Here is a 25,285-nt window from a genome sequence, read left to right on the forward strand (position 1 = left end):
AAAGTAAAAACCTGTGAGACGTTGGAAAAGCCCCACAGGTTTTGAAAAGATTAGAAGTCGGTGTCCAGGCCGAGGCGGTTTTTGAGGTCTTTCAGGGCCGGGTACATCTCCGCTAAGTAGTTGTATTTGTCCTGCGAGGTGTAGAGTTTACGGCCGCCTTCCTGCTGTACTACGTCAATGAGCACCTGTATTCGGTTATGCCCTAAGCCTTGGCGCAGATACATCAGAAACTCAGGCTTGAAGCTGTTGAACTCGGCTACCTGCACCTCATTTTCCACCTGCAGGTGCACCTCGGCTTTCTCGGCGTCAAAGTACCATTCGCGGTTCAGGATGGTGTACTCCAGGGTGCGGTCGGTGTGCTTTACGCGGTCCACGTACTGTTTCCAGAGCTGCTGCAGTTTCAGTTCATTGATGGGCGGCAGAGAACCGGGAACGTAGGCCTCGGTTTCTTCTTCCAGCACCTCCACCGCGGGCGCCGCCGAGGCCGCTACTTTCTCCTCCAGGTTCTTCAGGCTGGGCAGTTTTGACAGTTTGCGGGTAGCCAGGGGAGAAGCCACGGTGCGCATGGGAGCCGCCGGATCAGCCACCGCCGGGGCCGGTTTAGCCGCCACGGGTACCGGAGAAGGGGCCTGGTTAGGATACGTTTCAAACACGGGCTCCTGGCCGGCGTCCATATCGGCGGGCGCGGTGTTGTGGTGCGTTTCGGCGGTGTTTTTCTCAGAACCGGCCGAAATTGGCTGAGCTGGAGCTGGTGGTGCAGGAGCTACGGGCGGAGCCTGGATAACCGGTGCCTGCGCAACCGGAGCGGCTACGCCGGAACTTCCATTAGTTTTTTTTTTGACCTCTCCGTTCAAAGAGAGGTCTGAGGCCAGCTGCAGGGCGTGCGGCAGGTGGGCCAGTTTCATGAGCAGCAGTTCCACGTGCAACCGCTGGTTTTTAGCCGCTTTAAAGTTTTGGTCACAGGTGCCCACCAGGTTCAGGCCAGACAACAGGAAACTCAGAGACGCCTCCTGCGATTGCTTCGCGTACTGGGCTTTGATGTTCTCAGAAACCTGCAGCAACTGCACCGTTACGGTGTCTTTGCACACGAGCAAGCTTCTGAAATGCTCGCCAATGCCCAGCACGAAGTTGTGCGAATCAAAGCCGTTTTTCAGGATTTCGTCATAAAGCAGCAAGGCCCCGCTCAGGTTCTGGGTGAGCAGATATTCCGTGAGGCGGAAATAATAGTCATAGTCCAGGATGTGCAGGTTCTGCACAGTGGCCTTGTAGGTAAGGTGGTGGCCAGAGAAAGTCACCATCTGGTCGAAGATCGACAAGGCATCGCGCAGGGCACCATCGGCTTTCTGGGCAATCAGGTGCAGGGCATCGTCATCGGCTTTGATCTCCTCTTTGGAGGCGATACGGCCCAGGTGCTGCACCATGTCCTCAATCCGGATACGGTTGAAATCAAAGATCTGGCACCGCGAGAGAATGGTAGGAATGATCTTGTGGCGCTCGGTGGTGGCCAGGATGAAAATGGCGTAGGCCGGCGGCTCCTCCAGGGTCTTCAGAAACGCGTTGAAGGCCGAGTTGGAGAGCATGTGCACCTCATCTATGATGTAGATTTTGTACTTGCCCGTTTGTGGCGCATAACGCACCTGCTCCACCAGGTTGCGGATGTCCTCCACGGAGTTGTTAGACGCCGCATCCAGCTCGTGCACGTTGAACGAGCTGTTGTTGTTGAAGCTCTTGCAGCTGTCACACACGTTGCAAGCCTCTACCTCCGGCGTAATGTTCTGGCAGTTGATGGTTTTGGCCAGAATACGCGCGCAGGTGGTCTTGCCCACGCCCCTGGGGCCGCAGAACAGGAACGCCTGCGCCAGGTGGTTACTGCTGATTGCGTTCTTTAAGGTAGTGGTAATATGGTGCTGCCCCACCACGCTATCAAACGTAGTCGGGCGGTATTTACGGGCCGATACAACAAAATTCTCCATCGCTCTACAAAGTTAAAGGTTTCTGATTCTATTCTGAAACCCAATCTTGGCGGGGCAGTCAGGTTCTTGATTTTGTGCAACGAGGATTATGTTTCCGGCCTGTTTTGAAGAAAGCAGGCCGGAAACATAAAATTGACCTACTTACCTGCCAGGGTATAGTGCAAGCCTAAGAGCAGGTTGGTAGAACTGGTTCTGACGCTGTTGGAGCTTTTGGAAATGTTCAGAAGACCAAGGGTATGCCGTACTTCGGCACTAAGGTTTAAAGCAGAAGCAATAGGCCGGGAATAACCGATCCCTCCGGCAACCCCAACATCTAACCTCTTCCAGTCAGATGTCGTGTCCTCGTCTGCAAAGGGGATGTCGCTCTTTTCATTTGTTTTGTTTGTTTGCTTTAAAAGCCAGGAAACAGAAGGGCCGGCGTTCACAAAGAAACCGGTTTGCTTAATGTGAATTCCCAGTAAAACGGGAAGCGACAGATAATGATAGTTGAACCTGAGGCTGTGCTCCCCGCTGGGGTATCCGTTTGCATCGGTTGTTGTGTAGTCTATTCTGTCGCCTTTGTTCTCGTATAACAGGTCTGCTTTCAGGAAAAGGGAAGCAAATTGGTGTTTCACCGAGAGGCCGGCCGCTCCTCTAAAATCACTTTTGAAGTCTGCCCAATCAAAGTAGTCTTTTGAGCGGTTTAGATGCGTGCGGTTTGGGCCAACTAAGATGCCCACTTGGGTAGAACCGGGAGTGCTTTGGGCAGAACAGAAAGACGCAGCACCTAGACTCAGAGCCACGGCGCAAATAAAATTTTTCATGAATTGAATAGGGTGGTAAGGTATGGAAGGCAATGTAGAAAGTATCCCTGAATTCCTATTCTGAAGCTGCTTTGTCAGGGGACAATGCAAAACGTAAGCGATACCCTGAAGCCAAGACAGCTTTGCCGTTGAGTGCCATGGGAAAAGTATTTTGGGGCTGATTAAGGGAAACCAGCCCCGAAACACAAAGGTGATTATTTCCCGTTAAGGGTATAATTCACTCCAAAAAGCAAGCTGGTAGAACCCATTTTCCCGACCGAGCTAAAAGTACTGGTGGTATAAAGGCTGTGGCTGTATCTTAGCTCCCCGCTGACGTTTAGACGGGAGGAAATAGCCCGTGAATAACCTAGCCCCACAGAAACCCCATAATCAAAACTTTTTTCATCCGTGGAAACAGAAGTGGTTTGGCCTTCGCCAAAGGCTTTGTATTTGAGCAACATTCCTGCATAAGGACCGGCATTTACAAAGAAACCGGTATTCTTAATGTTTACTCCCACCAGAACCGGAATGGTGAGGTATTGACGGTTCACCTTGTAACTAAACTCCCTGCCTGCATTTCCAGAAGTGCCGGTGTTGTAAAATATGGTAGAAGCTCCTGAGCTTTTGTTCTCATACAGCAGGTTGGTGGTCAGGAATACCTTATTAAACTGGTACTTTAGAGACAGGCCAAGACTTGCCATGAATCTGGCTTTGCCTTCGGTCTTGAATTCATCTGTCCGTTCAAAATCACCTCCCCTTAAGTAACTATAATTAGGGCCGGCCAATAGCCCAATCCGCAAAGTGCCAGGCTGCTGCTGGGCAAGGCTGATGGTTGAAGTGGTAAATACAAATAGTGCTAAAAGAATGGGGGGTTCATGATGTATTAATTAGGTATAAAATATTTTATATATTGTTTAAACCTATATAGTAGATTGGATAGTATTGGTGTGGATAAATTTATTTGCGCATCAGATTCTGTCCTACCTGAACGGCCGCTTCACCAAACTCACCTGCCCCATGGTGCCTTTCTCGTACTTGGCTACGCAGTGCTGTTGGTACTGCGCTTCAAAGTTCTCCTCACCGGGGAAAACCTGGTCGGGGGCGGGTTGGTCTTGCAGGAAAAAGTAAATCTTGGTGTTGCCGTATTTGGTGTGCGGCATCAGGTCGCCGTACTGCTGCATCTGGTCCCAGAGGGTGTCTGAGACGGTAACGGCGTAAATGCGCTGGATGGGACCGGTGTTGTTCTCGTTGCGGTAGAAGGCTACCTCGGTGAAGTCGCCGTCTAAATCCTGCACGCTGGGTTGGGTAAAGGCATCCTGGATAAACCAGATAACCAGGACGGCAAAAACTGCGATAAGTATGTATTTGACTTTCTTTCCAGACATCGTTTAAAAAGTAAAGAAATGAAAATGGTGCCGCTATACCGGCGTTTAAATCGGCCGCAAAGGTACCTCTGTTTCGCTCGTCTTTTTACAAAAACAGGCCAAAAATAGAATTCAGGCTTTTTTTGAGCGCAGCGTGGCCCATCAGGATAACATTTTCCCAAGAATACAGTAAATGCTATACCTACTGATACTCCCACTCGGGAAACCTCATGGAGTACCCGGAGGAAATACAGAGGAAAACAATGCCTTTACAGGTGAAGAACTATCCACTTTTCAGCACGGAAGATATAGTATGGAACTAGATGATATGGCCCCCGAGGTGGCCCAGGAATTTTACCCGCAGGCCCTCAAGATGCTGCATGAAAGCGGTTTGCCTTTCTTGATGGGCGGTGGTTTTGCTCTCCGGCAATACACGGGCATGCAGCGCGCCATGAAAGACATGGACGTGTTCTGCAAAGCCGGTGACTGCCCGCGTCTGCTCAAGATTTTCAATGATGAAGGCTTCAAGACCGAGTTGGTAGATGCCCGTTGGCTGGCAAAAGCCTACAAAGACGGCAAGTACGTTGACTTCATCTTCAACAACCCCGGCAACAACACGCCCGTGAACGACGGCTGGTTCAGGAAAGCGCCCGAAGGAACCGAGTTTGGCGTGCCCGTGAAATACATCTCCGCTGAGGATTTGTTCCGATGCAAGATTTACGTCCAGAACCGCGAGCGCTACGATGGCTCAGACCTGAACCACCTCATCCTGCGTTACGGCGACCAGATGGACTGGGAACGCATCCTGCAAACCCTGGAGCAGCACTGGCAACTGGTATTGGCGCAGCTGTTGTCTTTCCAGTTTGTGTACCCCTCTGAGCGGGACATTATTCCGCGCTGGTTGTTTGATGAGCTGTTGCTGCGCGCCAAAGAGCAGTTTGACATGCCTCCGCCTACAGAGAAGGTATGCCGTGGCTTGCTGATTGACCAGACGCAGTACGCACCAGCCGTAACAGAATGGGGCTTCAAAGCCATGACCATCATGACCATTTAACAGAGACCGGAAGTTAGATTCTAGATGTTTGATCTTCAGCGGGAAAGGAGAGTACGAAAGCAGGTTTTAAACCAAGGCCCGTTCTTCTCACGTATTCTATGACTCAAACAAGGTGTCTACCATCTATTGTCTAGCGTCTCAAATCTAAACCAGAATGGAACAACAACCACAATCCTACGTTACGCCGCAACCCGTTCAACCTTTACAACCTACTACCCCGCAGCACTCTGATTTGCCAGTACCCACCTCAGAGGCAGCTAAACCCGTCAGGATTGCGGCAGTAGGCGACATTCACGTACGCGAAACGGACAAAGGCAAGTGGATTGATTTCTTCAAGGCCGCCTCAGAACAGGCAGATATTCTGCTGCTCTGCGGTGACCTCACCGACCATGGGTATGCCAAGGAAGCTGAGGTCTTGGCCGAGGAAATGCGGGCCTGTACCATTCCGGTAGTCTGTGTGCTGGGCAACCACGACCACGACAAAAACGAGCACGATGAAATCCGGACCTGCCTCATGCGCGACAACGTGCATTTCCTGGACGGCGATGCCGTGGTGATCAAAAACGTAGGCTTTGCCGGCGTAAAAGGCTTTGGCGGAGGCTTTGACAAATACATGCTCTCCATGTTTGGGGAAAGCAGCAACAAAGCCTTTGTGCAGGAAGCCGTAGACGAAGCCCTTAAACTGGAAGCCGGCCTTTCACGCCTGGATACGGAGCACCCCGGGGTGAAAAAGATTGCGGTACTGCATTATGCACCCATCAAGGCCACCGTGGAAGGAGAACCCGAGGCCATCCATCCGTTCCTGGGCTGTTCCCGTTTAGCTGAGCCGCTGGACCGGCAGAACGTACTGGCCTGTTTCCACGGGCACGCCCACGTAGGCACCCTGGAAGGGGAGACCGCCAAAGGAATTAAAGTATTCAACGTAGCCAAACCCATTCTGCAGAAAGCCGGCTTTGCCATGCCGTTCTTTCTGTACCATGTGTAAGTAGCCCGGTAATTAAAAGAAATGACCACTGTTTCAGGCCCGTTTTCCGGAAAACGGGCCTGAAACAGTGGTCATTTTTGTATTCGGCCAATCCGGCTGAAAATTGGGAACCGCACTTCTTTTTGCTCGTCTTCGGGCCAAACTTCCCGCACTCTTTGCATGAGATTCGGTACCGGGTTTTCCCCGTGCTGCCGCAGGTACGTCTGCACGCTGGACCAGGAATTGAGGTAGCCTTCCAGGTCAGGTAAAGCCCAGTGGGTGAGGATGGCGCCGGTGAACGCGGGCTCTTCCTTGAACGGAAACGGAATTGTGGCGTAGCTTTCGTCAATATACCGGCGCTCAGAATCCCAGTAAGGCCCCACAATTTGGGTATAGAAATGATGGAGGAGTACATCTACTTCCCGGGAGATGGAAAGCAACCCATAACCCCAAAGCGCCAGGATAGCGCCGGGATTGGCCACGCGGTTCACTTCCTGGTAAAATTTCTCGAAGTCAAACCAATGCACAGCCTGCCCCACGGTGATAAGGTCAAAGGAATTGTCTTGGAAGGTGGTGTGCTCCGCAGGAAGCAGGTGGTAGGTGATGCGGTCTGAGGGCGGGGCCTGTTGCAGTTGCTTCTGGCTGATGTCAGTGGCGTGCACGTGGGTGAAAAATTTGGCCAGTTCTACGGCTACCTGGCCGTTGCCCGTGCCGCAGTCCCACGCCAGATTTGGAGTGGAAACCAGGGAGCGCAGGTGCTCATACAAGGCGGCGGGGTAGGTGGGTCTGAATTTCTTGTACAAACTGGCCTGAGCGGAGAAATTGTCCTTAGGAACCATAACGTGATAGAATTAACCTTTAAGAGAGGGCAGCCGTTGGGAGAAAAAAAGACCCTGAAACCGCTGGCTACCATGTGTTAGCCTTTTTTACTCGAAAGCCCTACCTTTGTTTATCTCATTACCTGAATTTAACCAATACCCAATATGTCCAACGGATTTTTCAATGTCCCTATTCCGGTGAACGAGCCTGTGAAAGGCTATGCACCGGGCAGCAAAGAAAGAGAAGAACTTCAGAAAGCATACAATGCGCTGCGCGAGCAGCAACTGGATATTCCTATGTACATTGGCGGACAGGAAGTGCGCACTGAGAACAAAGTGCCGTTCACGCCTCCGCATGACCATAAGCGCGTAGTAGCGCATTACAGCTACGGTACCGGCGAGCACGTGCAGCAAGCCATTGACGCCGCGCTGGCTGCCCGTGAGCAATGGGCCGCCATGTCGTGGGAAAGCCGCGCTGCCATCTTCCTGAAAGCCGCCGATCTGCTGGCTGGTCCTTTCCGGGCGCGCATGAACGCCGCTACCATGATCGGGCAGTCAAAGAACGCGTTCCAGGCCGAGATTGACGCCGCCTGCGAAATGATCGACTTCTTCCGGTTCAACGTGAAGTACATGACCGACATCTACAAAATGCAGCCGGAGTCTATGCCGGGCATGTGGAATCGTCTGGAGCACCGTCCGCTGGAAGGGTTTGTGTTCGCGTTAACGCCGTTCAACTTTACGTCTATTGCCGCTAACCTGCCTGCCGCTCCGGCCATGATGGGGAACGTAGTGGTGTGGAAACCTGCCAACACCCAGATCTATTCTGCCCAGGTGATTATGGAACTGTTCAAGGCGGCTGGCTTGCCAGACGGCGTGATCAACCTGGTGTACGTGGATGGTCCTGAGGCCGGCGATGTGATCTTCCGTCACCGTCAGTTTGCGGGTATTCACTTCACGGGCAGCACCGGCGTGTTCAACCACATCTGGAAAACCATTGGCGAGAACATTAACTCGTACCGCGGTTATCCGCGCATTGTGGGCGAGACCGGCGGAAAAGACTTTATCCTGGCCCACAAATCGGCGAACGCCAAGGAAGTGGCGGTGGCAATTACCCGTGGCGCGTTTGAGTACCAGGGACAGAAGTGCTCAGCAGCTTCGCGTGCGTACATCCCTAGCAACCTGTGGGATGAGGTGAAGCAGCACGTGGTGGAAGACCTGAAATCGTTTAAAATGGGTGATCCCGGTGATTTCAGCAACTTCATCAACGCCGTAATTGACGAGAAGTCTTTTGACAAGCTGGCCCGCTACATTGATGCCGCCAAAAAAGATGACTCAGTAGAGATCATTGCTGGTGGTAACTATGACAAGAGCGTGGGCTACTTTGTTGAGCCTACCATTATTGTGGCGCAGGATCCGCAGTACGTGACCATGTGCGAAGAGCTCTTCGGGCCGGTACTGACCTTGCACGTGTACGATGCCGAGAACTTTGAGAAAACGCTGGAAGTGGTAGACCAGACTTCACCGTACGGCTTAACCGGGGCTATCTTCGCCGGTGACCGTTACGCCATTGAACTGGCCACCAAGAAACTGAGCCACGCGGCCGGTAACTTCTACATCAACGACAAGCCCACCGGGGCCGTGGTTGGTCAGCAGCCGTTTGGAGGTTCCCGCGCCTCTGGTACCAATGACAAAGCCGGTTCTATGCTGAACCTGCTGCGTTGGACCAGCGCCCGCACCATCAAAGAAACCTTTGTGCCGCCGGTAGATTACCGCTACCCGTTTCTGCAGGAAGGCGGCCAGGTAGAAGGTGCTCTGTAAGCGTTTATAACCTGATTTCCTGAAAACAGCCCCGAAACGGATTCTCGTTTCGGGGCTGTTTTGTTTAAAGGGGCCCGGAATCAGGCCGCTTCTTTTCTGCATTTTCTGTCAGGTAAGCCTTTTCTGATGTTCTCACGACATTTCTAGTTTGCTTGCATGAAGGAACGTCTGGAACGTACGCTGGGCGGGAGGTTAGAGAAATAATCCTGTGAGACGAGTTCTGCGTATGAATAACAACCAACAGACGCAGCCATGAACCAATACACGCCACCGGTCACTCCCGTAGATGAACGCCTGAGATGGGTAGATTCCTTTTCCAGGCTTTTAGACAACCAGTTCAAACTGCCGGGCACCAAGTTCCGGTTTGGGTTAGACCCCATCTTAGGCTTGCTTCCCGTGGTGGGAGACATGACGTCTTTTGCCATGTCTGGGGTATTGGTGATGACCATGGCCAAACACGGAGCCAGCCGGTACCTGGTGGTTCGGATGCTGTTCAACATCTTCCTGGATGCCGTGATTGGCAGTATTCCGGTGGTGGGCTGGCTGTTTGACTTCGGTTACAAAGCCAACCAGCGCAACGTGGAACTGCTGCGCCGCCATTACCAGGAAGGCAAGTACCAGGGCAAAGGCACCGGGTTCATTATTGCCGTACTTATTGCGTTTGTGGTGCTCTTCGGTTTGCTGCTGTACGGGCTCTGGAAACTGGCGCAGTTCATCTGGTATTGGGCTTATTCCGCGTGGTAGGCCTGTTTTGGGAGTAAAATCGAGAATCTGGAGTAAAATCTGCACTTATACAAAGTCGAACCACCCATCTGCTTTGCGTTACAACACAAGGCAGATGGGCGGTTCGGTTTTGTAAGAGGATATTAGTTGGCTGTGTTCAGGTCTAACAGGCGGTGGCGTACTAACAAGCAAGCCCCAATCACGCCAGCCATTTCGCCCAGTTGGGAGACCTTCAACTGCGTGTCATTGTTTACCAAACTCACTGAATATTTCTTGATGGCGCTCTTGATGGGAAGCAGGATATAATCTTCTGTAGAGGCCAGGCTTCCTCCCAACACCACCAGTTCGGGGTTGAAGAGGTTGATCAGGAGCGCAATGGCTCTGCCTATCTTTTCGCCAATCTCGGCAATCAGTTCAATGGCCAGTACATCATCGTTGTTGGCAGCGTTGATAATGTCTTCCAACCGCAACTCATCTGGGTTGATATTGTCGCGGGTAGCCACGGTGGAGGCACCAGCCTGTAATTTCTCTTTGAACATGTCTACCAAAGCCCAGCCAGAAGCTTCCGTCTCCAGGCAGCCTTTTTTCCCGCACCGGCAGAGAATCTCGTTCTGGAACAGCGGAATGTGCCCAATCTCGCCGGAGTAGCCAGACTTACCGTAATGCAGCTGGCCGTTGATGAGCATGCCCATGCCAATACCATAGTCCAGGTTCAGGAAGAGTACATCTCTCTCATTCGTGACCACCCCTGAGTAGAACTCACCGTATGCCATGGCGCGGGAGTCGTTTTCCAGGAAAACCTTAATTCCTATCTCCGTTTCAATGATCTTGCTCAACGGGTCTTCATGGAAATCAAACAGGTTATGGTTGTAGCCCTTAGAATGGTTGATTCTGCCGGAGAGATTGATCCCGATGCCTAAAATCTTCTCTTTTGGAATGGGAAGCTCAGAAATGAATTTGTTGATGATCTGGCAGAGTTCTTCCAGTGACTCCTCACTGTTGTTCAGCTCGTACGGGTGCCGGTCAAAACTGCTGATCAGGTTCTTCTGGAAATCGGTAAGGCCAATGTTGATATGATGCCGTTTCACATCTATGCCCATGAAGAAGCCAGAGTTGGGAGCCAGCCCATAGACATTTGGTTTTCTGCCACCGGTGGAGTCTACTTTCCCGTGGTCCTGCACCAGCCCATCCTGGATAAGATCGTTCAACAGACTGGTCACTTTAGGGACACTCAGGTTTAACTCTTTCCCAAGCTCAGCAATGGTAGCGTTGCCAGTGTTGGCGAAGTAAGAAATAACTTTCTTTTTAAGGTTAACATTCTTGAATGCTACCCCGGTAGGTCCTTCATTGTTAAGTTCCTCAAAGAAAGTTGTTGTCATGATCTAATAGTTTGTTGTGTATTGAAGGTAATGTGAGCCAACCCCGCCTTTCCAGTAGCTGTACAAATTTACTGTTTCCGAGAAAGGTATTTGCCTGTATCCTCTATTTCTTCAACTTAAATGGTAAAAAAAGAAGATGATGGACTCTTGATATTTAAACATTTTAAAAACTATAATTAACTTTTTAATATATATGATATAGTTAATTGTAGTTAACAAGGAACGTTTCAAAAGTTGGGTTTTAACCTGAGGATACTTGCCAATTGAGGGGGAGATTAGCAGACCCTGTTCTTTGCTATTTTTTGCCGTTAATAAGAATTTACCTGTAAGGGGAAGTAGAGGCGTTAGGTTCTTATTGTCTTGTAGTACCAGCCTGCCGTATGAGGCAAGCCAATTCATGAAACGCGCTGGAGTATGGTCCAGGTGAGAGGTTCTCTAGGTGTAAGAAAGCAGAATAAGCACGTTGCTCTCTTTGAACCAGACAGTCCTTTTCAGGGGTAGAAAGCTTTTCTTTTCAGGTATTTATATGCTTTTACCTCAAGATTGTTTCTTTTTTGGCTTAGTTTTTTTAAAAATATGATAAACAAACTTCAAAGTTGTTAATCCAAGCCTCAAGTAGAAATCAATAATGTAATTTTACTAAATAAAGTTGACAATTCCATGGGTAAAAATGAGCCAATGCACAGAATAGGCTAGAGGATTATACTTCTAATAACCAGCAGGTTTTCTTCCTCTTTAAAAACCAATTGAGGGGTTCTGGGCAGAGGCAGCCATGCCATAAACCAGAACCTTGTACCTTTCAGGCATGAAACCAAAAGCCATCTTTAACTGGAGCGGCGGCAAAGACTCTGCTTTGGCGTTATACAGAGTTCAACAGCAACAACAATATCAATTGCATGCCTTGTGCACCACCGTAAGCCAGACGCACCAGCGCGTAACTATGCACGGCGTGCGCGAGGAACTCATGCAGGCTCAGGCCCAAGCGCTGGGTTTACCTTGGCAGCCGCTGTACTTACCAGAAGACGCCAGCTTGCCCGTATACAACACTATCATGGCCCAGGCCTGGCAGGATTTTAAAGGAGCAGGGGTGACGCACGGCATCTTCGGGGACATTTACCTGGAAGACCTGAGAAAGTACCGCGAAGAGCAGTTGGCCTCCGTAGGCATCCAAGCCGAGTTTCCGCTGTGGGCCGAGGACCCAACGGTTGTGCTGGAGGAGTTCTGGCAAGCCGGCTTCAAGGCGAAAGTAGTCTGCGTCAATGGCAAGTACCTGGACGCTTCTTTTGCCGGCCGGGAGCTGGATGAGGCGTTCATCCGCGACTTGCCCGCTCAGGTAGACCCCTGCGGCGAGAACGGGGAATATCATTCCTTTGTCTATGACGGCCCTAATTTCAGGCAACCGGTGCCCGTTCAAATAGGAGAAACGGTTTTCAGAAGCTATGCCCCTGCTGCTGAAGAAGCCGAGGAAGATTGCTTTGTAGCCCAGCCGGCAACCTATGACACCGGTTTCTGGTTCTGTGACCTGTTGCTGGCACGGTAAAGCTTGAATCCTGTAGAGGATGAGGGCGGTGCCTGCTGCCCCGGTTGAACGTAGAAAATAGGAACACTTTTGTTTTAGGGCTGTTTTTCTTAAATCAGCTCAAAATTGCGTAGCTTCCTTCCCAAATCCGGAGCCTGTATGCTGTATTTTCTGCTCAAGACCCTTTTTCAGATAGCATTGCGCGTGTTCTTCAGGCGCTTCACGGTGAACAACCGACACCTGCTGTTCTCCGAGGGGCCGCTCATTGTGGTCTCCAACCACCCCAACACGCTCATGGACCCAGTGGTGACGGCCTCGCTCATGAAGCAGAATATCTATTTCCTGGCGAAAAGCAGCTTTTTCAAACCGGGCATACAAGGCTGGCTGTTCCACAAACTGTTCATGATTCCGGTGTATCGCCGCGAAGACGTAGGCGATTCAGGCTCGGCCCAGAACGATGCCACGTTTGCCAAGTGCTATGAGTTCCTGGGCAAAGGCGGCACGCTCATGGTTTTCCCTGAGGGGAACAGTTTTATGCAGCGCCGCCTTCGGCCTCTGAAAACCGGTACTGCCCGCATTGGGCTGGGAGCCGAGGCCCAGCATAACTTCAACCTGGGCTTGCGCATCATTCCCGTGGGCGTAAATTATTCAGACCCATCCCGTTTCCGGAGCGATGTGTTTGTGAACGTGGGCGAACCTATTTACGTGAAAGACTTCCAGGATGCTTTCGCCCAGGATCCCTTCAAAGCCGCTCACGCCCTCACCGATGAGATAAAGGACCGCCTGGAAGCCTTGGTTATCCATACCGAGTCTGATGAGGAAGATGCCCTGGCCCGGCAGGTGGAAGCCGTGTACCAGGACACGCTGGTGAAGGAACTGGACCTGGCCAAGTCTGAACCCAAAGAACGTTTTCTCATCACCAAAGGCATTCTGCAAAGCATCAAGTACTTTGAGGCCCGGCAACCAGAACGGGTGCATCACCTTCGAGCCGAACTACAGGATTACTTGCAGCATTTGAACAGCATCGGGTTGGTGCCACAGGCCATGCGCGAAGTACCCAAACGCCACGAGGTGGCCTGGGGAACGGTGCAGACCATTGTGTACCTGGTGCTGGGCTTTCCGGTGTACCTGTTCGGGGTTATCCATAATTACCTGCCTTATCTGCTGCCAGCCAAGATTGCCCGGGCGCTCACCAAAGACATTGAGTTCCATGCCCCCATGATGATGACCATTGGCATGTTCACGTTCCCTATTTTCTATGCGCTCATTGGGTGGGCAGTACACGCGTGGCTGGGGCTTTCTGGTTGGGCTTTGGTGGGGTATCTGGTAGCCTTGCCGGTAACCGGCTTCTTTGTGCTGCACTACTGGCACCGCATTCAGGTGGCACGCCGGCACTGGATTTTCTTCTCCTTGTTTTACCGCCGTTCCACGGTGCTGCATAGTCTCCTGGAGCAGCGCAACCGGCTGATGGCCGCTCTGGAGCAGGCCCGCGATGAGTTTATGGCCTCTTTCCCGGAAAACAACCCAGAAACGAAAATCGCCTGATTTCTCATTTCTTCTTATGTTGCTAAAGTAAGCGGCAAATCCAAAGGCATCCGCTGTTGCGTAAATAGGAGAGAAGCAGAAGGTTCTGCTTCTTTTCACCTTTACAGCTTCTGGTATGCGCGTTCTTGTAAGAGGAGTCTTCCTTTGGATTAGTTTCTTTATGGCAGCGGCCTGTTCCTCTTCAGATTCTGAGGAAGCGGTAGTCATGCCAGCCCCTCAGGTTCCGTCTGCGCCAACGCCTTCCAATGCGTACCTGGCCTTGGGCGATTCTTATACCATCGGGCAAGGAGTGGCCGAAAAAGAACGCTGGCCGGTTTACCTGGCTAATGCCTTAGAACAGGGCGGAATCAAGGTAGGGGAACCCCGCATCATTGCCCGCACCGGTTGGACCACCGCCGATCTGCTTTACGCGGTAAAATCCGCCAATCTCACCAAAAATTATGGGCTGATTTCCCTGATGATTGGGGTAAACAATCAGTTTCAGGGTCGGTCATTGGAGGAGTTCCGCGGGCAGTTCAGGGAGTTGCTTACCATTAGCAAGGAGTTGGCGCAGCGTAACGCCAGAAACGTACTGGTCTTAACCATTCCAGACTGGGGTGCTACGCCTTTTGCCACCGGCAGTGACCGCGCCAAGATCAGTGAACAGATCCAGAAATTCAACGAGGTGATTAAAACCGAAGCCCAGGCCGCCGGCAGCACGGTAATAGATGTGTATGATTTGTCGTTGTTGGTGAAGGACGCTCCAAATTTGCTGGCGCCGGATGGCTTGCACTACAGTGGTCTCATGCACCAGCGCTGGGCAGAGCGCGCCTATCCCGAGGCCCGGAAGATACTGCAGGATTAAATTTTTCTCAGAAGCTTCATTTTTGGAACGGTATCTGCAAAGGGAATTTTCGCCGCAAAGGCGGAGAAACAAAACCTCAAAATGTATCCCGTATGGAAGTAAAAATGAACTCTGTTGGTGTCTGGTTGGTGGCGGGAATATTAGCAGTAACTGGTGTTCCTGCTTATGCCCAAAATAAGACAATTGCGTTACATAAAGATTCTGCCGTGGCCGCGGCTACCCCGGGCAAAGATGCTCCGGTACGTAGAGAAACTCTCTCGGGCATTGACCTTTTCCCCGAAAGAAAGAACAACGATGTGTTTCTGCTCTCTTTTCAGCAGGACATGACCGAAGACGGGGTACTGGAGGTTACCAACTACGCCGGGAAGGTGCTGTACACCAAACCTATTCCGGCGGGCGACCATACCCTGGCGCCTCCCATGAACCTGGGCAAACTGAAAACCGGAACGTACCTGGTTGAAGTGAAAACCCCCACTACCGTGTACTGGAAGAAAGTACGGGTGCGCCTGCGGTAGACGCCCGATGTACCAAAGCAAAGGCCTGCGTTGATCTCTCAGCGCAGGCCTTTGCTTTTTGTAGTGCTGTTTACCAGGTAAATTTCAGGACTACCAGTTCAGAAAAGCCATTGTCATTATCAGCAACGGCAACGGCGGTAAGATCACTGCGGTCCTGCCCCGAGATGCAGATAGACTCAATTTTGCTTTTGTAGGGGCTGCCGCCCTGCTCCGTGATGGGAACCACTACTTCGGGTTTGGCTGGTTGGGGAGCATCGTCTGAATGCGCTTGCAGCAAGCCCACCATGCTGCCGTAGATTTCCCCGTCCAGCACGGCGTTGGGCGTTTCCTCAGCAGAGGCGGTGAAGAGCATCCGGCCACCCAGCGCCGAGGTCATCCCAGAGAACCCGGTCTTGATCTGGGCCAAATCGGGCAAGGCCCAGGTCTGAATTCCGGAAGGTTTGGGGGCCGCTTCCCGTCCCAGCAGGTAAGGAGTTATGGACTCCATGGTGTAGGTGATCAATACGTTTTGCCCACCCGGGGCGTACCGCTGCAGCAGATAGAGGTATTCTTCATCGGCCGCCAGGCCTTCAATGTTAAGCGCTGCCGTTCCGGTCACAGATTTATCGGCGCGCAAGTGGTTGTAGAGCGGGGTTAGGTTTACCGTAATGGGTTGGCCCAGGCCATCGCGGGTGATGGGGAGCAGGAATCCGGTGTTGCGGGGTTGCGTGGCCCCTGAGCCCACAATAAACAGGCAAGGCTGACCTCCTTCCAGGGTAACCTGCGTAATGGCTTCCAGATCAGGCTTCACGGGTTTAGGGATTCGTCCCTCCACCAGAGAACCGGCTTCAAACAGGGGTGTCTGTTTTACCAGTTTAAAGTTCTTGTCTAAGGTGAACAGGTAAGGAGAATCATCACCGATGACGTAGTACAGATCACCCACGCGCTCAATGCCCGAGGCCGAGGGAATTCCCTCCAGCACCACTTTCTTACGGATGATGGCGGTGGGTTTGGCGGAAGAATCTGCGTCTGACTGGCAACCGGTGGAGGAAAAGGTCATAGCAATGTTGGTGCAATAAAGTAAGAACCGTACTAGAATTTTCATGGGGGATAGATCTTCTAAGTCTGCGTTCTGGAAAGGCAGGTGTAGCTAACTGCTTGTCTTTTAGTGTGAAACTGTTTTACGTGTGTTTTCTGAAAAGTGTGGTGAAAACGGCTCAAACTAACGCCAATTCTTCCAGAACCTGCCGCGCACGCAGGCAACTGGCCTCTTTGTCTTTAATCTCCAGCATAATGTCTACATCCAGGCCGTTGAGGTGGGTGAGAAACTCGCGGAACAGATCGGTCTCAATGCTGGTCACGTGTTTGCCCTTGCGCTCGCCGGGGCTTTGGGAGCTGTAGTCCATCATGAGCACGCCGTCTGTTTGCGGATGCCAGGTGCCGGAAGCCAGTTGCAGGGCTTCTTCCATGGGCTCGCCGTGGTTCAGGCATTCGTGGTGGAAGTTGTCAAACAGAATAGGAATGCCGGTCTCAGCGTTCAGTTCCAGGCAATCGCGCAGGCTGTACAGGCGGTCATCGTTCTCCACCACCAGACGCGCTTTCACGGCTTCGGGCAGGGTATGGTAGGTCTGGATAAAGCGTTTGAGGGCCGCGGGTTTGTCGCCGTACACGCCGCCCGCGTGGATCTGCAGTTTGGCTGTGGAGTCCAGGCCCATCAAATCCATGACCGTGCCCTGGTACACCAGCTCCGCGATGCTGTTGCGCACGATGCGTTCATCTGGGGAGTTGAGCACCACAAACTGGTCTGGGTGCATGGAGATGCGCATGTTGTGCTTCTTGATGAAATCGCCGAGGCGCCGAAACGTCATCTGGAAATGCTTCTGCCAGTTATAGGTGTTGATCTCGTGCGAGGCGAACGGCACCAGCTCAGAGCTCATCCTGAAGAACAGGAACCCGTGCTCCAGGTTGTACTCCAGAATGCGGCGCAGGCAGGCCAGGTTCTTTTCCACCGTCTGAATCAGGCGTTCCTCACTGTAAGACGCCAGCCGGAAAGTGGTAGACGAACTACAGTCTAAGGTCTCGTTCACGCAAGGATATCCGATCTTCATTTGTAGCAGGGTTAGGTGCTATAAACCAATACCAAAAGCAGAAGTTTATGGATATGTAAACGGAGGTGCGGCAGTTGTGTTCTGAAGAAGTGCTGAGTTTGGGGAAATGAGGTTCTGAGTTTGGAGAACGTCTACTGGGTTTATGGTGCGTGATATAGCGTTTTATACCCGTTTTCATAGAAACAAGCCGGAAACGGATTAAGCTGGTGACTATCAATCCATGGTTCAAGTCTGTGACTTGGACTTGAATATGCAGGCAGGTTGCAACTGCCCTGAGGCGCGCTAGGCTCAAGCTGTTCTTGCGGCATATTCCGCTGGCGCGAGCCTCCGGCTCGTGTCCGCACGCGTTTCTGAACGCCCTTTTCATATTGTCTTCCTAAGACTCCTCCATATTTTGTCCTCCTGAAAGGATCTTGTGCGCAAACGGTACTAGCGCTGGAGTAAACGTCTTTCTAGTTCGCCCACAAGATCTTTCCAAGATGACACAGAGGGAAGATGTAATTTTAAAATGCGTGCGGACACGAGCCGGAGGCTCGCGCCAGCGAAAGACTCAAGGCGCTTTTGCCAAAGAGAATTACAGAGAGCAGCAAACGTTTCGGGCCTGTTTTCTGCAAACAGGCCCGAAACAGGTAAGCAACCCCACTCAGGACTTAAGACTCAGAACTATGAACTATCTACTATCTCACTTCCACCTCCTTCACGCCTTCGCGCCCGAAGAACGTGGGGAAATACATCAGCTCGGCCTTAGCGGGGTTCAGGGTGTAGGTGCCTTTGTAACGCGGCAGCAGTTTTACGGTGAAGGTGTAGTGGCCTTTGCTCAGGTGATTGGAGAAAATGCTCACTTTGTGGCGGAAGTACTCGCGGTGCGCCTCGTAGCGACCCCAACTGGATTTGCTGTCATAGGTGCAGCCAGCCGGAATGGGCACCTCAATCATCACGTAAGAAGCATCGGCTTTCACGTCTATTGCCACTTCCATTTCCACCGGTTTACCGGCTTCCAGGTTGGCTTTAGAAGAGCCGGTTCCTACAAACCTGGTACGCACCACAAAGTCTTTTTCTACACGGGCCGGTTGGGTTATACACTCGTTTTGGTAAGCCGTGAGGTAAAGCGCCAAGGACCCTTGTTTACGGATGGTGAGTGGTTGGGTAAGCGTAAAGGTGGTGTCTGCCGGGAACTTCTTTAGGGTGGTGTTTACGCCTCCCGAGAGGAAAAGCTGGTTCTCGGGTGTCTGGCCTTTTTCTTTGACCAAATCAGGCAGAAGCGTCTCCAGAATGCGGGCCGATTCATAGGTGTTGCGCCAGTAGCCGGTACGCCGCTCATTCAGCAGGAACGCCTGGATTCTGAGCAAATCGCGCTCGTGATTGCCCGCCGTTTTCAGGATTTCGTAGGCCAACAGCGTGTTGGAAATGTGGTTGTTGAACAAACTGCTTTTGTTTTCGCCCCAGTGCAAACCGCCCAGCGTAGTACCTCTGCGGTATTTCTGCAGGGTGTCTAAAGGAGCCCTCAGGTTAAGCTGCTGCCGAAGTCTGGTCAGGCGGAACTGGTCTTCCAGTGAGTTGTGCGGTTGTTTCTCCAGCTTGGTCACGTACGCCGGGAAGTCAACTTTGGCCTCTAATTTCTGCAGGATCTCCAGTGCCCTGATTTTGTCCTGTGCGTCTTTCCTTTCTACATGGTAGGTCAGGTAATCAACCAAAGGTTGTTTCTTGAAACTGGTAGTGTAACCTTCCTGCTGGGCCATGACCAAAGCCTCGGTGACATGATGGCTGATCCAGAGGTAGGTAGGGCCGTTTTCCCACCAGCTCCAGGTGCCGTCCTGTTTCTGGGTTTTCTCCAGGTGCCGGATGGCGCGGTTCACTAGTTTGTCATGCTCAAATTCTTTGCCCAGAGCTGCCTGAATTCGTTTCTCCCACAGCAAGCCTTTCAGTTTAGAGGCGGCCTGCTCGTTGCACCAGTATTCATAGCGGTGGAGGGCCTTGATCTCATCCAGCATGACTTGCAGCAAGTCACTCTGAGCGTAGAAATGCACCGGTCCTTTGGCGGGATCAAACGTGAGGGTAAGCGTGGTGTCAATGGGCAGCGACAGGAAAACTCCTTTACGCTCCAGCACGCCTTTTTTATACACGCCAATGTGCCGACGCTCCCCGTCTGAGAAGCCGCGGCCCTGCCGTAAAGAGTACATCAGTTCCACCGAGTCTGGCGCTATGGCCGGAGCCTGAATCATGACGGTATCGGTGAACACGCGGCCCAGTTTCAGGGTTTGTTGCCGAAGCGCTTGTCCGTTGAATTCAAACCGGGTCTGTACACTGGCGGTATCTGGCAGGTAGTTTACCGCTTTGCTGATTATCTGGGTTTTATCACCTTCAATCAGGAACCTTGGGCCGCTTAGGGTCGCCATCATGGCTTTGAACGACCGGATCTCGGTGCTGGTCTGGCCACTCCGCTTCCTGCCATCCATAGCTAGTACGTGCGCTTTCCAACTGGTGACATCTCCGGGGAAGGTAACCGGGAACGTGGCTTTGCCCTGCTTATCGGTGGCCAGGCGCGGTTGCCAGAAGGCATAATCAGAGAAGTAGCTGCGGATGGAGGCGGTGGCGTCTGCCTCGGCGCCAGCCAGAAGCGGCTGCTCGGCCTCGGCTTTGCCTTTCTTGGTGGTAATGATGATGACGCCGTTCGCTGCCGCGGCTCCGTAAATGGCGGCTGCCTCTGCTCCTTTCAGGGTGGTAGTGGAGGCAATGGCGTTCGTCCCCAAATCTCCCATATTTCCGCTGAACGGCAGGCCGTCTACTATTATCAATGGCGCCGTATTCCCTTGGATAGAGGAAGCTCCCCTGATGCGGACATAGCCAGCACTGCCGGGTTGTCCTTCTGTTACCTGCACTCCGGCCACCCGGCCTTGCAGCGCACCTTGTATGCCGTAGCCGGTAACCACAACTTCGTTCAATTGTTTAGCATCTGTAATCAACTTAATGTCTATGCGGCGGCTGCCTCTAATTGGTACTTCCTGCATCACATATCCAATAAAGGAAACCACGAGTACCCCGTTAGAAGGGGCTTCAATGGAGAATCTGCCATCCACATCAGTAGCAGTAGCTGTGCTAGTTCCTTTTACCTGAACCGTTACTCCTGGCATGGCCTCTCCGGTGGCTGCATCAAACACCTGGCCTTCTACCTCATTGGAGTAGCTCCCCAAAGAACCACTGTAGGTCACGGTAGGAGCTGGGTTAGCAGGTGCCGGTACAGACAATGGGGCAGTAGTGATTGCCCGGCGTTTGGCGGCTTCCACGCTGTTCTGTAAATACGCTTCCAGGGCTTTGGTCTCCGGGGTAGGAGCTTTTAGCTGAGATTTGCTGAAAAGAAGGCGCAGTTCCCCATTGGGCCGAATGGTCACCAGGGTGCTGATTTGCCGATGGTCTGGAAACACCAGCACCAGTTTGTATTTCTTAGGAGCCAGTTGGTCCAGATGATTTATGCTGCCCCGGTACATAGTTACCTGTTCATTGGAGGCGTTGGGTTCATACAAAAAGACAAACCTGGGACCTTCCGCAAAGGTGGAATCCAGTTGCCAGTGCAAACGGCCGCTACCAGCTAAAGTGCGGTACTCGGGTTTTTCCAGTATTTGGGTTAGCCAGAAAGCGTTTTGGGCTTCTTCCCACTGGTGCCGCAAGCCTTTTTCTGTATAAGCGATTTCTGCCAGAGAACCAGACGAAAGGTGGTAAGAATTGCCTTGGGACGAAAGGAACACTTTGTCTGGGAACGTCAGTTTTTCGCGCATTTTCAGCAAACCGGGCTCAAAACGATGGGTGTAATTGACTTCGGGCGTAAAGCTGGTCATGAAGTTCCCCAGCGAATAGAACTGCACCACATTAGGTCTGAAAGGCCCGGTCAGCAGAATTTTATCCCATTGGTTTCCGCGGTTGAAAGTTCTTAGGGTAGGGTTATTGGGTAAGTACTGCACGGTTTTCCCTTGTTTAAGGAAAGTGAGACCGGTATGGAAGTTCTGCTCCACGGGAACCAGGTACTGAGACAGGACACCTTGTTCAGATTTGGAAAGATATCCGGCTTCGGCTTTCTCCAGTAAGGCGGGCATTTTGTTCTGGTCGATGCTCAGGATTAGTTTCTGCCCTTGTTGCAGGTACACGCTGTCTAGTTCAAAGAAATGTCTGGCCGTGCGAAGTTTCAGGGAATGGTACCCGCTGTCGGCCGGGAAAGAATAAGGCGGCACCACATCTGTGCCGGAGAAATACACCGGTACCTGGTCCAGGAAAATCACATGCACGGGCACCACCCGGCCGGAGTCTACCACGAAGGGGGCGAACTGGGTGGTACTGTCTGGCGTGACGGTGTAGTTGGAGTAAAGGCCGCTTTCTGGGTACAGCAATCGGTAATAGGCCAGGCTGTCCAGGCCCATGCTTTTCCGCCAATGGGTCCACTGCAAAAGGTGCGAGCCCTGGCCCGGGGCATCTTTCCTGGAAAAGGTGCGCCGGTCTTTCCTGCTTTGGAATTTCTGGTACTTGGGGAGCGAGGGCGGTGAATCGTTTTTGAACTTTGAGGTGAGGGCATAGGCCGTAAGGTCCACGTTGGCCGCAGGTTTGCCCTTGGCGTTCTTCACTTCTAAGGTGAGATTAGTTTTCTGCCCCGGATACACCGTGGCCGGGGCCTGAACGGTGATGTTTAGTTCGTTTTTCCGGAAGGGGGCATTGTATTCCTCGCTCTTCACCTCGGCGCCCCACAGGTACTGCACAGACACATAATATGGCTCCTGGTTAGAGGCTTTGCGGGTGTTTTGCCAAAAGGAAGCGGTATCCTGCCCCCGGTCAATCAATTGGTTGTTTTTGTAAATGAAGTACCAAAACGGCAGGCGTCTGGGGTTCTGGATGGAAAGGAAAAGAGAATCGCCGGTGCGCTCAGAATAGAACTGGAGGTTGGCCGGTTCGTCTCTCAGTTCCAGGGTGCTTTGCAGCTTTCCGGAGGTAACCTGGTATTTACGGGCATGGGCCTGCAAAGGAAGAAGAGCTGGCAGTTGAATGACCTGTGTCTGCAGTTTCTTACCCTGGGCATCGGTTAAGACCAATGTGGCTGTTTTAGGAAGTGATTTCTCGGCCTGCAGGTAGGTGGCCTGTACACTGTCTTTGAGTAGGGTTAGTTGCAGGTGACCGTCTTCAAAGGAGTAAAGGCCGCTGGCGCTTTTGGAGCTCCGTTCATTGCTGGAGTTCAGGAAAACGGCTTGCACCTGGTACTCCACCTTCGCCTTCGGGAAGATGGTGGCCGGTAGCTGGATGGTGGTTTCGCCGGAGCTTTCCAAAGGCTGCTTATGTACCCACAGCGTGTCTGGGATAAACTGCACCGGATCTTTGGCCTGCCTGATCTGCCTGGTGAGCACGGTAATTTCTACCCGGGCATCAGTTAAGGTTAAGCCGTTGGCATCGGCTCCGCGCAGGACGATGCTGTTGGTGGTACCGGCAAAATGCTCGGGTTTCTCCAGCCTGAGGGTGTAGGTGTTCTCCTTCAGTTCATAGTCTTCGTACTTAAACTGGGTATTGATGATGCGGTCATCGTCCCATTTTTTCTCCCGCACCAGGGCCAGGTTTACATAGGTGTCTAGCCTGAGTTGGAGAGAATCATGGAGCACGAAAGAACCCTCGTAGGCACCTGGCCGAAATGGTTTTACGTTGCCTACCTTCTTGGTATTGCTGTTGCCGTAGAGCTCTGCCCGCAGGTTCTTTTTGTAGGGTTTTCCGCTTGGTTTTACCAGAAATGCCTTGTACTGCACCGTGTCACCTGGACGGTACATGGGTTTGTTAAGAGCTAAGTAGCCCCGAGGCTGCTTCTTTTCATACCCGTCATAGTAGCGGTACGTGTCGTCAAAAATGGCAAATACTTTACGCACCACACCTTGTGGGTCATGGTACCTTAAACTATACACGATATCTCTGAAAGGATTGTAGACAATCTTCCAAGCCGGCCCCCAGACGTAGTAAATGGGTTTTATGTAGACAATCTTTCTCCAGAGTGGGAGATTATACTGGGCTTTCTTTGAAGACTGCTCTACCGGCACATAAAACGTGTAGCCTTCATGCGTCACTGAGAGCAGTCCGCTTTTCTTGATGTTGGCCCGCCGGTAACTTTCTGAGGCAGCATCGAACGGGATATTTTTCTTGCCCAGTTCTACCTTGGCGTTGGTGATGGGGTTGCCCAAAGAGTCATACAGCACCGCCGCCAGATCCACGTGGTTTTTCAAAAGCTGTAGTTGCAGATTGGTCTGGCTCTCCAGAGAATACATCAGATCAGGTCCCGAGGTGTAGGTGTACAGGTAATGCCCCTGCGGCAACCGCTTCTGGTAGGCCAGGTTAGTGGGGAACGAGTCTATCCTGGAGTGAAAGAAGCTTTCTTTGGCGGCTCCCATTCCTTTCTCATAGAGCGTTTTCGCCTCGGCGTCTGTGATTCGGTAGAGGTAGGTGTAGTAACTGGTGGTACGGCTGTTGGCGAGGTTCTTCTGCGCCCAGGTATGATGAGTGAGTTGCAGAAAGCAGATGAAAAACAAGAATAGAAAACGAGTGCGGAGGCAGGGGAGCAGCGGCATGCAGGGCAGTTTTTTTGTTATTAATATAGGGAAAAAACAGTATTCTGCTGCATGCCGAGGAAAATGCCAGGTCCTGTTTTATCCTTGGTGTTAAGGAAACAGACCTAAAACCGGGAGGGCAGTAGCAAAGGAGTAAAGCAGATTCTTAGTTTGGATGGGTAGCAAAAAAGCCTATTTTTGCGTACAGTTTTAACCAGAGCGTACATCTTTCACATAATCCACTACACATGAGTGTTTTAGTAAATAAAGATTCCAAAGTGATTGTGCAGGGCTTCACCGGCTCAGAAGGTTCCTTCCACGCACAGCAAATGATTGAGTATGGCACCAACGTAGTAGGTGGCGTAACCCCAGGCAAAGGTGGTTCTACCCACTTAGACCGTCCGGTGTTCAACACCGTAGCCGAGGCCGTACAGAAAGCCGGAGCCAACGTATCTATCATTTTCGTGCCACCAGCGTTTGCCGCTGATGCCATCATGGAAGCCGCCGATGCCGGTATTGAAGTGATTGTGGCCATCACCGAAGGAATTCCGGTGAAAGACATGGTTGCCGCTAAAAACTACATCAAAAACAAGCCGGTTACCTTAATCGGACCAAACTGCCCGGGTGTGATCACGCCAGGTGAGGCGAAAGTTGGAATCATGCCAGGTTTCGTGTTCAAGCCAGGTAGAATCGGTATCGTGTCTAAGTCTGGTACCTTGACGTATGAGGCTGCTGACCAGATTGTGAAAGCTGGTTTAGGTATCTCTACCGCTATCGGTATCGGTGGTGACCCTATCATCGGGACTCCTACTAAAAATGCAGTAGAACTGTTGATGGAAGACCCAGAGACCGATGCCATCGTGATGATCGGGGAGATTGGTGGTAACTACGAGGCCGTAGCCGCGGAGTACATCCGGGCAACCGGTAACAAGAAGCCAGTTGTTGGTTTCATCGCGGGTCAGACTGCGCCGGCTGGTCGTAGAATGGGTCACGCGGGTGCTATCATCGGTGGTGCCGATGACACGGCTGCCGCTAAAATGCGCATCATGCGTGAGAACGGTATTTTCGTGGTAGACTCACCGGCTGAGATTGGTGAGACCATGGTAAGAGTATTACAAGGCGAGACTACCAACGCGTAAGCTCACCTGCTCTGATATATAAAAGGCGGCTCTGCACAGGAGCCGCCTTTTTTTTGTCCTCCTTGTACGGGCATGGGCTGTAAACCTGGCTGCTCTTGTTACCTAAGGCTGCACTTTCGCCTAAGCATCAGAAAATGAAAGGTAGGTTTCAGGCGTGTTTTTGTGAAAACTTGCTTGTTCCAATGGGGGAGAAGGGGAGGT

The 25,285-nt window shown here is 52.0% G+C and carries 18 protein-coding genes; 9 read left to right on the forward strand and 9 right to left on the reverse strand.

Going from position 1 to position 25,285, the window contains the following annotated elements; translation table 11 throughout:
* Window positions 1–50 precede the first annotated feature (50 nt).
* From JT719_RS18300 to JT719_RS18315, 4 genes are all read right to left on the reverse strand, one after another.
* Entirely contained in the window at window positions 51–1,973 is a 1,923-nt protein-coding gene (locus tag JT719_RS18300) for a DNA polymerase III subunit gamma/tau (RefSeq protein WP_207435192.1), read from the reverse strand.
* Window positions 1,974–2,110: 137 nt separating this feature from the next.
* Complete coding sequence (locus tag JT719_RS18305; protein ID WP_207435193.1) at window positions 2,111–2,776, reverse strand: porin family protein; 666 nt, start codon at window positions 2,774–2,776, stop codon at window positions 2,111–2,113.
* A 194-nt stretch (window positions 2,777–2,970) separates the two neighbouring features.
* Entirely contained in the window at window positions 2,971–3,639 is a 669-nt protein-coding gene (locus tag JT719_RS18310; RefSeq protein ID WP_207435510.1) for an outer membrane beta-barrel protein, read from the reverse strand.
* Window positions 3,640–3,735: 96 nt separating this feature from the next.
* Window positions 3,736–4,140, reverse strand: coding sequence for a hypothetical protein (locus JT719_RS18315; RefSeq protein ID WP_207435194.1), 405 nt, complete (start codon window positions 4,138–4,140; stop codon window positions 3,736–3,738).
* Window positions 4,141–4,432: 292 nt separating this feature from the next.
* Here JT719_RS18315 and JT719_RS18320 point away from each other — a divergent pair, with 292 nt between their 5' ends.
* Together JT719_RS18320 and JT719_RS18325 are read left to right on the forward strand one after the other, a co-directional pair.
* Window positions 4,433–5,173: a nucleotidyltransferase family protein gene (locus JT719_RS18320; RefSeq protein WP_207435195.1), complete on the forward strand. Its 741-nt coding sequence runs from the start codon at window positions 4,433–4,435 to the stop codon at window positions 5,171–5,173.
* A gap of 154 nt (window positions 5,174–5,327) precedes the next feature.
* Entirely contained in the window at window positions 5,328–6,158 is an 831-nt protein-coding gene (locus JT719_RS18325) for a metallophosphoesterase family protein (RefSeq protein ID WP_207435196.1), read from the forward strand.
* 71 nt (window positions 6,159–6,229) lie between these two features.
* Here the strand turns inward: JT719_RS18325 and JT719_RS18330 are convergent, their stop codons facing one another.
* Window positions 6,230–6,976 carry a class I SAM-dependent methyltransferase gene (locus JT719_RS18330; RefSeq protein WP_207435197.1) on the reverse strand — a complete coding sequence of 249 codons (747 nt, stop codon included), beginning with the start codon at window positions 6,974–6,976 and terminating at the stop codon, window positions 6,230–6,232.
* A 144-nt stretch (window positions 6,977–7,120) separates the two neighbouring features.
* On the opposite strand from JT719_RS18330, the gene pruA reads away from it, so the two are divergent.
* Together pruA and JT719_RS18340 are read left to right on the forward strand one after the other, a co-directional pair.
* Entirely contained in the window at window positions 7,121–8,773 is a 1,653-nt protein-coding gene (pruA, locus tag JT719_RS18335; RefSeq protein ID WP_207435198.1) for an L-glutamate gamma-semialdehyde dehydrogenase, read from the forward strand.
* Between the two features lie 252 nt (window positions 8,774–9,025).
* Window positions 9,026–9,517, forward strand: coding sequence for a DUF4112 domain-containing protein (locus JT719_RS18340; RefSeq protein WP_207435199.1), 492 nt, complete (start codon window positions 9,026–9,028; stop codon window positions 9,515–9,517).
* A 122-nt stretch (window positions 9,518–9,639) separates the two neighbouring features.
* Here the strand turns inward: JT719_RS18340 and JT719_RS18345 are convergent, their stop codons facing one another.
* Window positions 9,640–10,875 carry an ROK family transcriptional regulator gene (locus JT719_RS18345; RefSeq protein ID WP_207435200.1) on the reverse strand — a complete coding sequence of 412 codons (1,236 nt, stop codon included), beginning with the start codon at window positions 10,873–10,875 and terminating at the stop codon, window positions 9,640–9,642.
* An 805-nt stretch (window positions 10,876–11,680) separates the two neighbouring features.
* Between JT719_RS18345 and JT719_RS18350 the strand changes: the two genes are divergently transcribed.
* From JT719_RS18350 to JT719_RS18365, 4 genes are all read left to right on the forward strand, one after another.
* Window positions 11,681–12,415, forward strand: a complete 735-nt coding sequence (locus tag JT719_RS18350) for an adenine nucleotide alpha hydrolase (RefSeq protein ID WP_207435201.1) — start codon at window positions 11,681–11,683, stop codon at window positions 12,413–12,415.
* A 138-nt stretch (window positions 12,416–12,553) separates the two neighbouring features.
* Window positions 12,554–13,939 carry a lysophospholipid acyltransferase family protein gene (locus JT719_RS18355; RefSeq protein ID WP_207435202.1) on the forward strand — a complete coding sequence of 462 codons (1,386 nt, stop codon included), beginning with the start codon at window positions 12,554–12,556 and terminating at the stop codon, window positions 13,937–13,939.
* 115 nt (window positions 13,940–14,054) lie between these two features.
* Window positions 14,055–14,783 (forward strand): SGNH/GDSL hydrolase family protein, encoded by a 729-nt coding sequence (locus JT719_RS18360; RefSeq protein ID WP_207435203.1) that lies wholly within the window; start codon window positions 14,055–14,057, stop codon window positions 14,781–14,783.
* 92 nt (window positions 14,784–14,875) lie between these two features.
* Entirely contained in the window at window positions 14,876–15,298 is a 423-nt protein-coding gene (locus JT719_RS18365) for a T9SS type A sorting domain-containing protein (protein ID WP_207435204.1), read from the forward strand.
* Between the two features lie 70 nt (window positions 15,299–15,368).
* On the opposite strand, the gene JT719_RS18370 is transcribed toward JT719_RS18365, so the two are convergent.
* The 3 genes from JT719_RS18370 to JT719_RS18380 all read right to left on the reverse strand — a co-directional run bounded on the left by JT719_RS18370 (window position 15,369) and on the right by JT719_RS18380 (window position 23,966).
* The gene (locus JT719_RS18370; RefSeq protein WP_207435205.1) at window positions 15,369–16,382 is read right to left on the reverse strand and encodes a DUF6929 family protein; all 1,014 of its coding nucleotides are present in this window, start codon (window positions 16,380–16,382) and stop codon (window positions 15,369–15,371) included.
* 112 nt (window positions 16,383–16,494) lie between these two features.
* Window positions 16,495–17,385 carry a UV DNA damage repair endonuclease UvsE gene (uvsE, locus tag JT719_RS18375; protein WP_207435206.1) on the reverse strand — a complete coding sequence of 297 codons (891 nt, stop codon included), beginning with the start codon at window positions 17,383–17,385 and terminating at the stop codon, window positions 16,495–16,497.
* A gap of 677 nt (window positions 17,386–18,062) precedes the next feature.
* Complete coding sequence (locus JT719_RS18380) at window positions 18,063–23,966, reverse strand: carboxypeptidase-like regulatory domain-containing protein (RefSeq protein ID WP_207435207.1); 5,904 nt, start codon at window positions 23,964–23,966, stop codon at window positions 18,063–18,065.
* Window positions 23,967–24,193: 227 nt separating this feature from the next.
* On the opposite strand from JT719_RS18380, the gene sucD reads away from it, so the two are divergent.
* On the forward strand, window positions 24,194–25,084 hold the full coding sequence (sucD, locus tag JT719_RS18385; protein WP_207435208.1) for a succinate--CoA ligase subunit alpha: 891 nt from the start codon (window positions 24,194–24,196) through the stop codon (window positions 25,082–25,084).
* The last annotated feature ends 201 nt before the right edge of the window (window positions 25,085–25,285 follow it).

This window comes from Sabulibacter ruber (genome assembly GCF_017355955.1).
Lineage (GTDB): Bacteria > Bacteroidota > Bacteroidia > Cytophagales > Hymenobacteraceae > Nibribacter > Nibribacter ruber_A.

What these genes read in the sequence shown, in the direction of transcription:
- JT719_RS18325 (WP_207435196.1), top strand. Translation starts at nt 5,328, where the DNA reads ATGGAACAACAACCACAATCCTACGTTACGCCGCAACCCGTTCAACCT.
- pruA (WP_207435198.1), top strand. Translation starts at nt 7,121, where the DNA reads ATGTCCAACGGATTTTTCAATGTCCCTATTCCGGTGAACGAGCCTGTG.
- JT719_RS18320 (WP_207435195.1), top strand. Translation starts at nt 4,433, where the DNA reads ATGGAACTAGATGATATGGCCCCCGAGGTGGCCCAGGAATTTTACCCG.
- JT719_RS18300 (WP_207435192.1), bottom strand. Translation starts at nt 1,973, where the DNA reads ATGGAGAATTTTGTTGTATCGGCCCGTAAATACCGCCCGACTACGTTT.
- uvsE (WP_207435206.1), bottom strand. Translation starts at nt 17,385, where the DNA reads ATGAAGATCGGATATCCTTGCGTGAACGAGACCTTAGACTGTAGTTCG.
- JT719_RS18370 (WP_207435205.1), bottom strand. Translation starts at nt 16,382, where the DNA reads ATGAAAATTCTAGTACGGTTCTTACTTTATTGCACCAACATTGCTATG.
- JT719_RS18355 (WP_207435202.1), top strand. Translation starts at nt 12,554, where the DNA reads ATGCTGTATTTTCTGCTCAAGACCCTTTTTCAGATAGCATTGCGCGTG.
- JT719_RS18330 (WP_207435197.1), bottom strand. Translation starts at nt 6,976, where the DNA reads ATGGTTCCTAAGGACAATTTCTCCGCTCAGGCCAGTTTGTACAAGAAA.
- JT719_RS18305 (WP_207435193.1), bottom strand. Translation starts at nt 2,776, where the DNA reads ATGAAAAATTTTATTTGCGCCGTGGCTCTGAGTCTAGGTGCTGCGTCT.
- JT719_RS18360 (WP_207435203.1), top strand. Translation starts at nt 14,055, where the DNA reads ATGCGCGTTCTTGTAAGAGGAGTCTTCCTTTGGATTAGTTTCTTTATG.
- JT719_RS18350 (WP_207435201.1), top strand. Translation starts at nt 11,681, where the DNA reads ATGAAACCAAAAGCCATCTTTAACTGGAGCGGCGGCAAAGACTCTGCT.
- JT719_RS18315 (WP_207435194.1), bottom strand. Translation starts at nt 4,140, where the DNA reads ATGTCTGGAAAGAAAGTCAAATACATACTTATCGCAGTTTTTGCCGTC.
- JT719_RS18345 (WP_207435200.1), bottom strand. Translation starts at nt 10,875, where the DNA reads ATGACAACAACTTTCTTTGAGGAACTTAACAATGAAGGACCTACCGGG.
- JT719_RS18380 (WP_207435207.1), bottom strand. Translation starts at nt 23,966, where the DNA reads ATGCCGCTGCTCCCCTGCCTCCGCACTCGTTTTCTATTCTTGTTTTTC.
- JT719_RS18340 (WP_207435199.1), top strand. Translation starts at nt 9,026, where the DNA reads ATGAACCAATACACGCCACCGGTCACTCCCGTAGATGAACGCCTGAGA.
- sucD (WP_207435208.1), top strand. Translation starts at nt 24,194, where the DNA reads ATGAGTGTTTTAGTAAATAAAGATTCCAAAGTGATTGTGCAGGGCTTC.
- JT719_RS18365 (WP_207435204.1), top strand. Translation starts at nt 14,876, where the DNA reads ATGGAAGTAAAAATGAACTCTGTTGGTGTCTGGTTGGTGGCGGGAATA.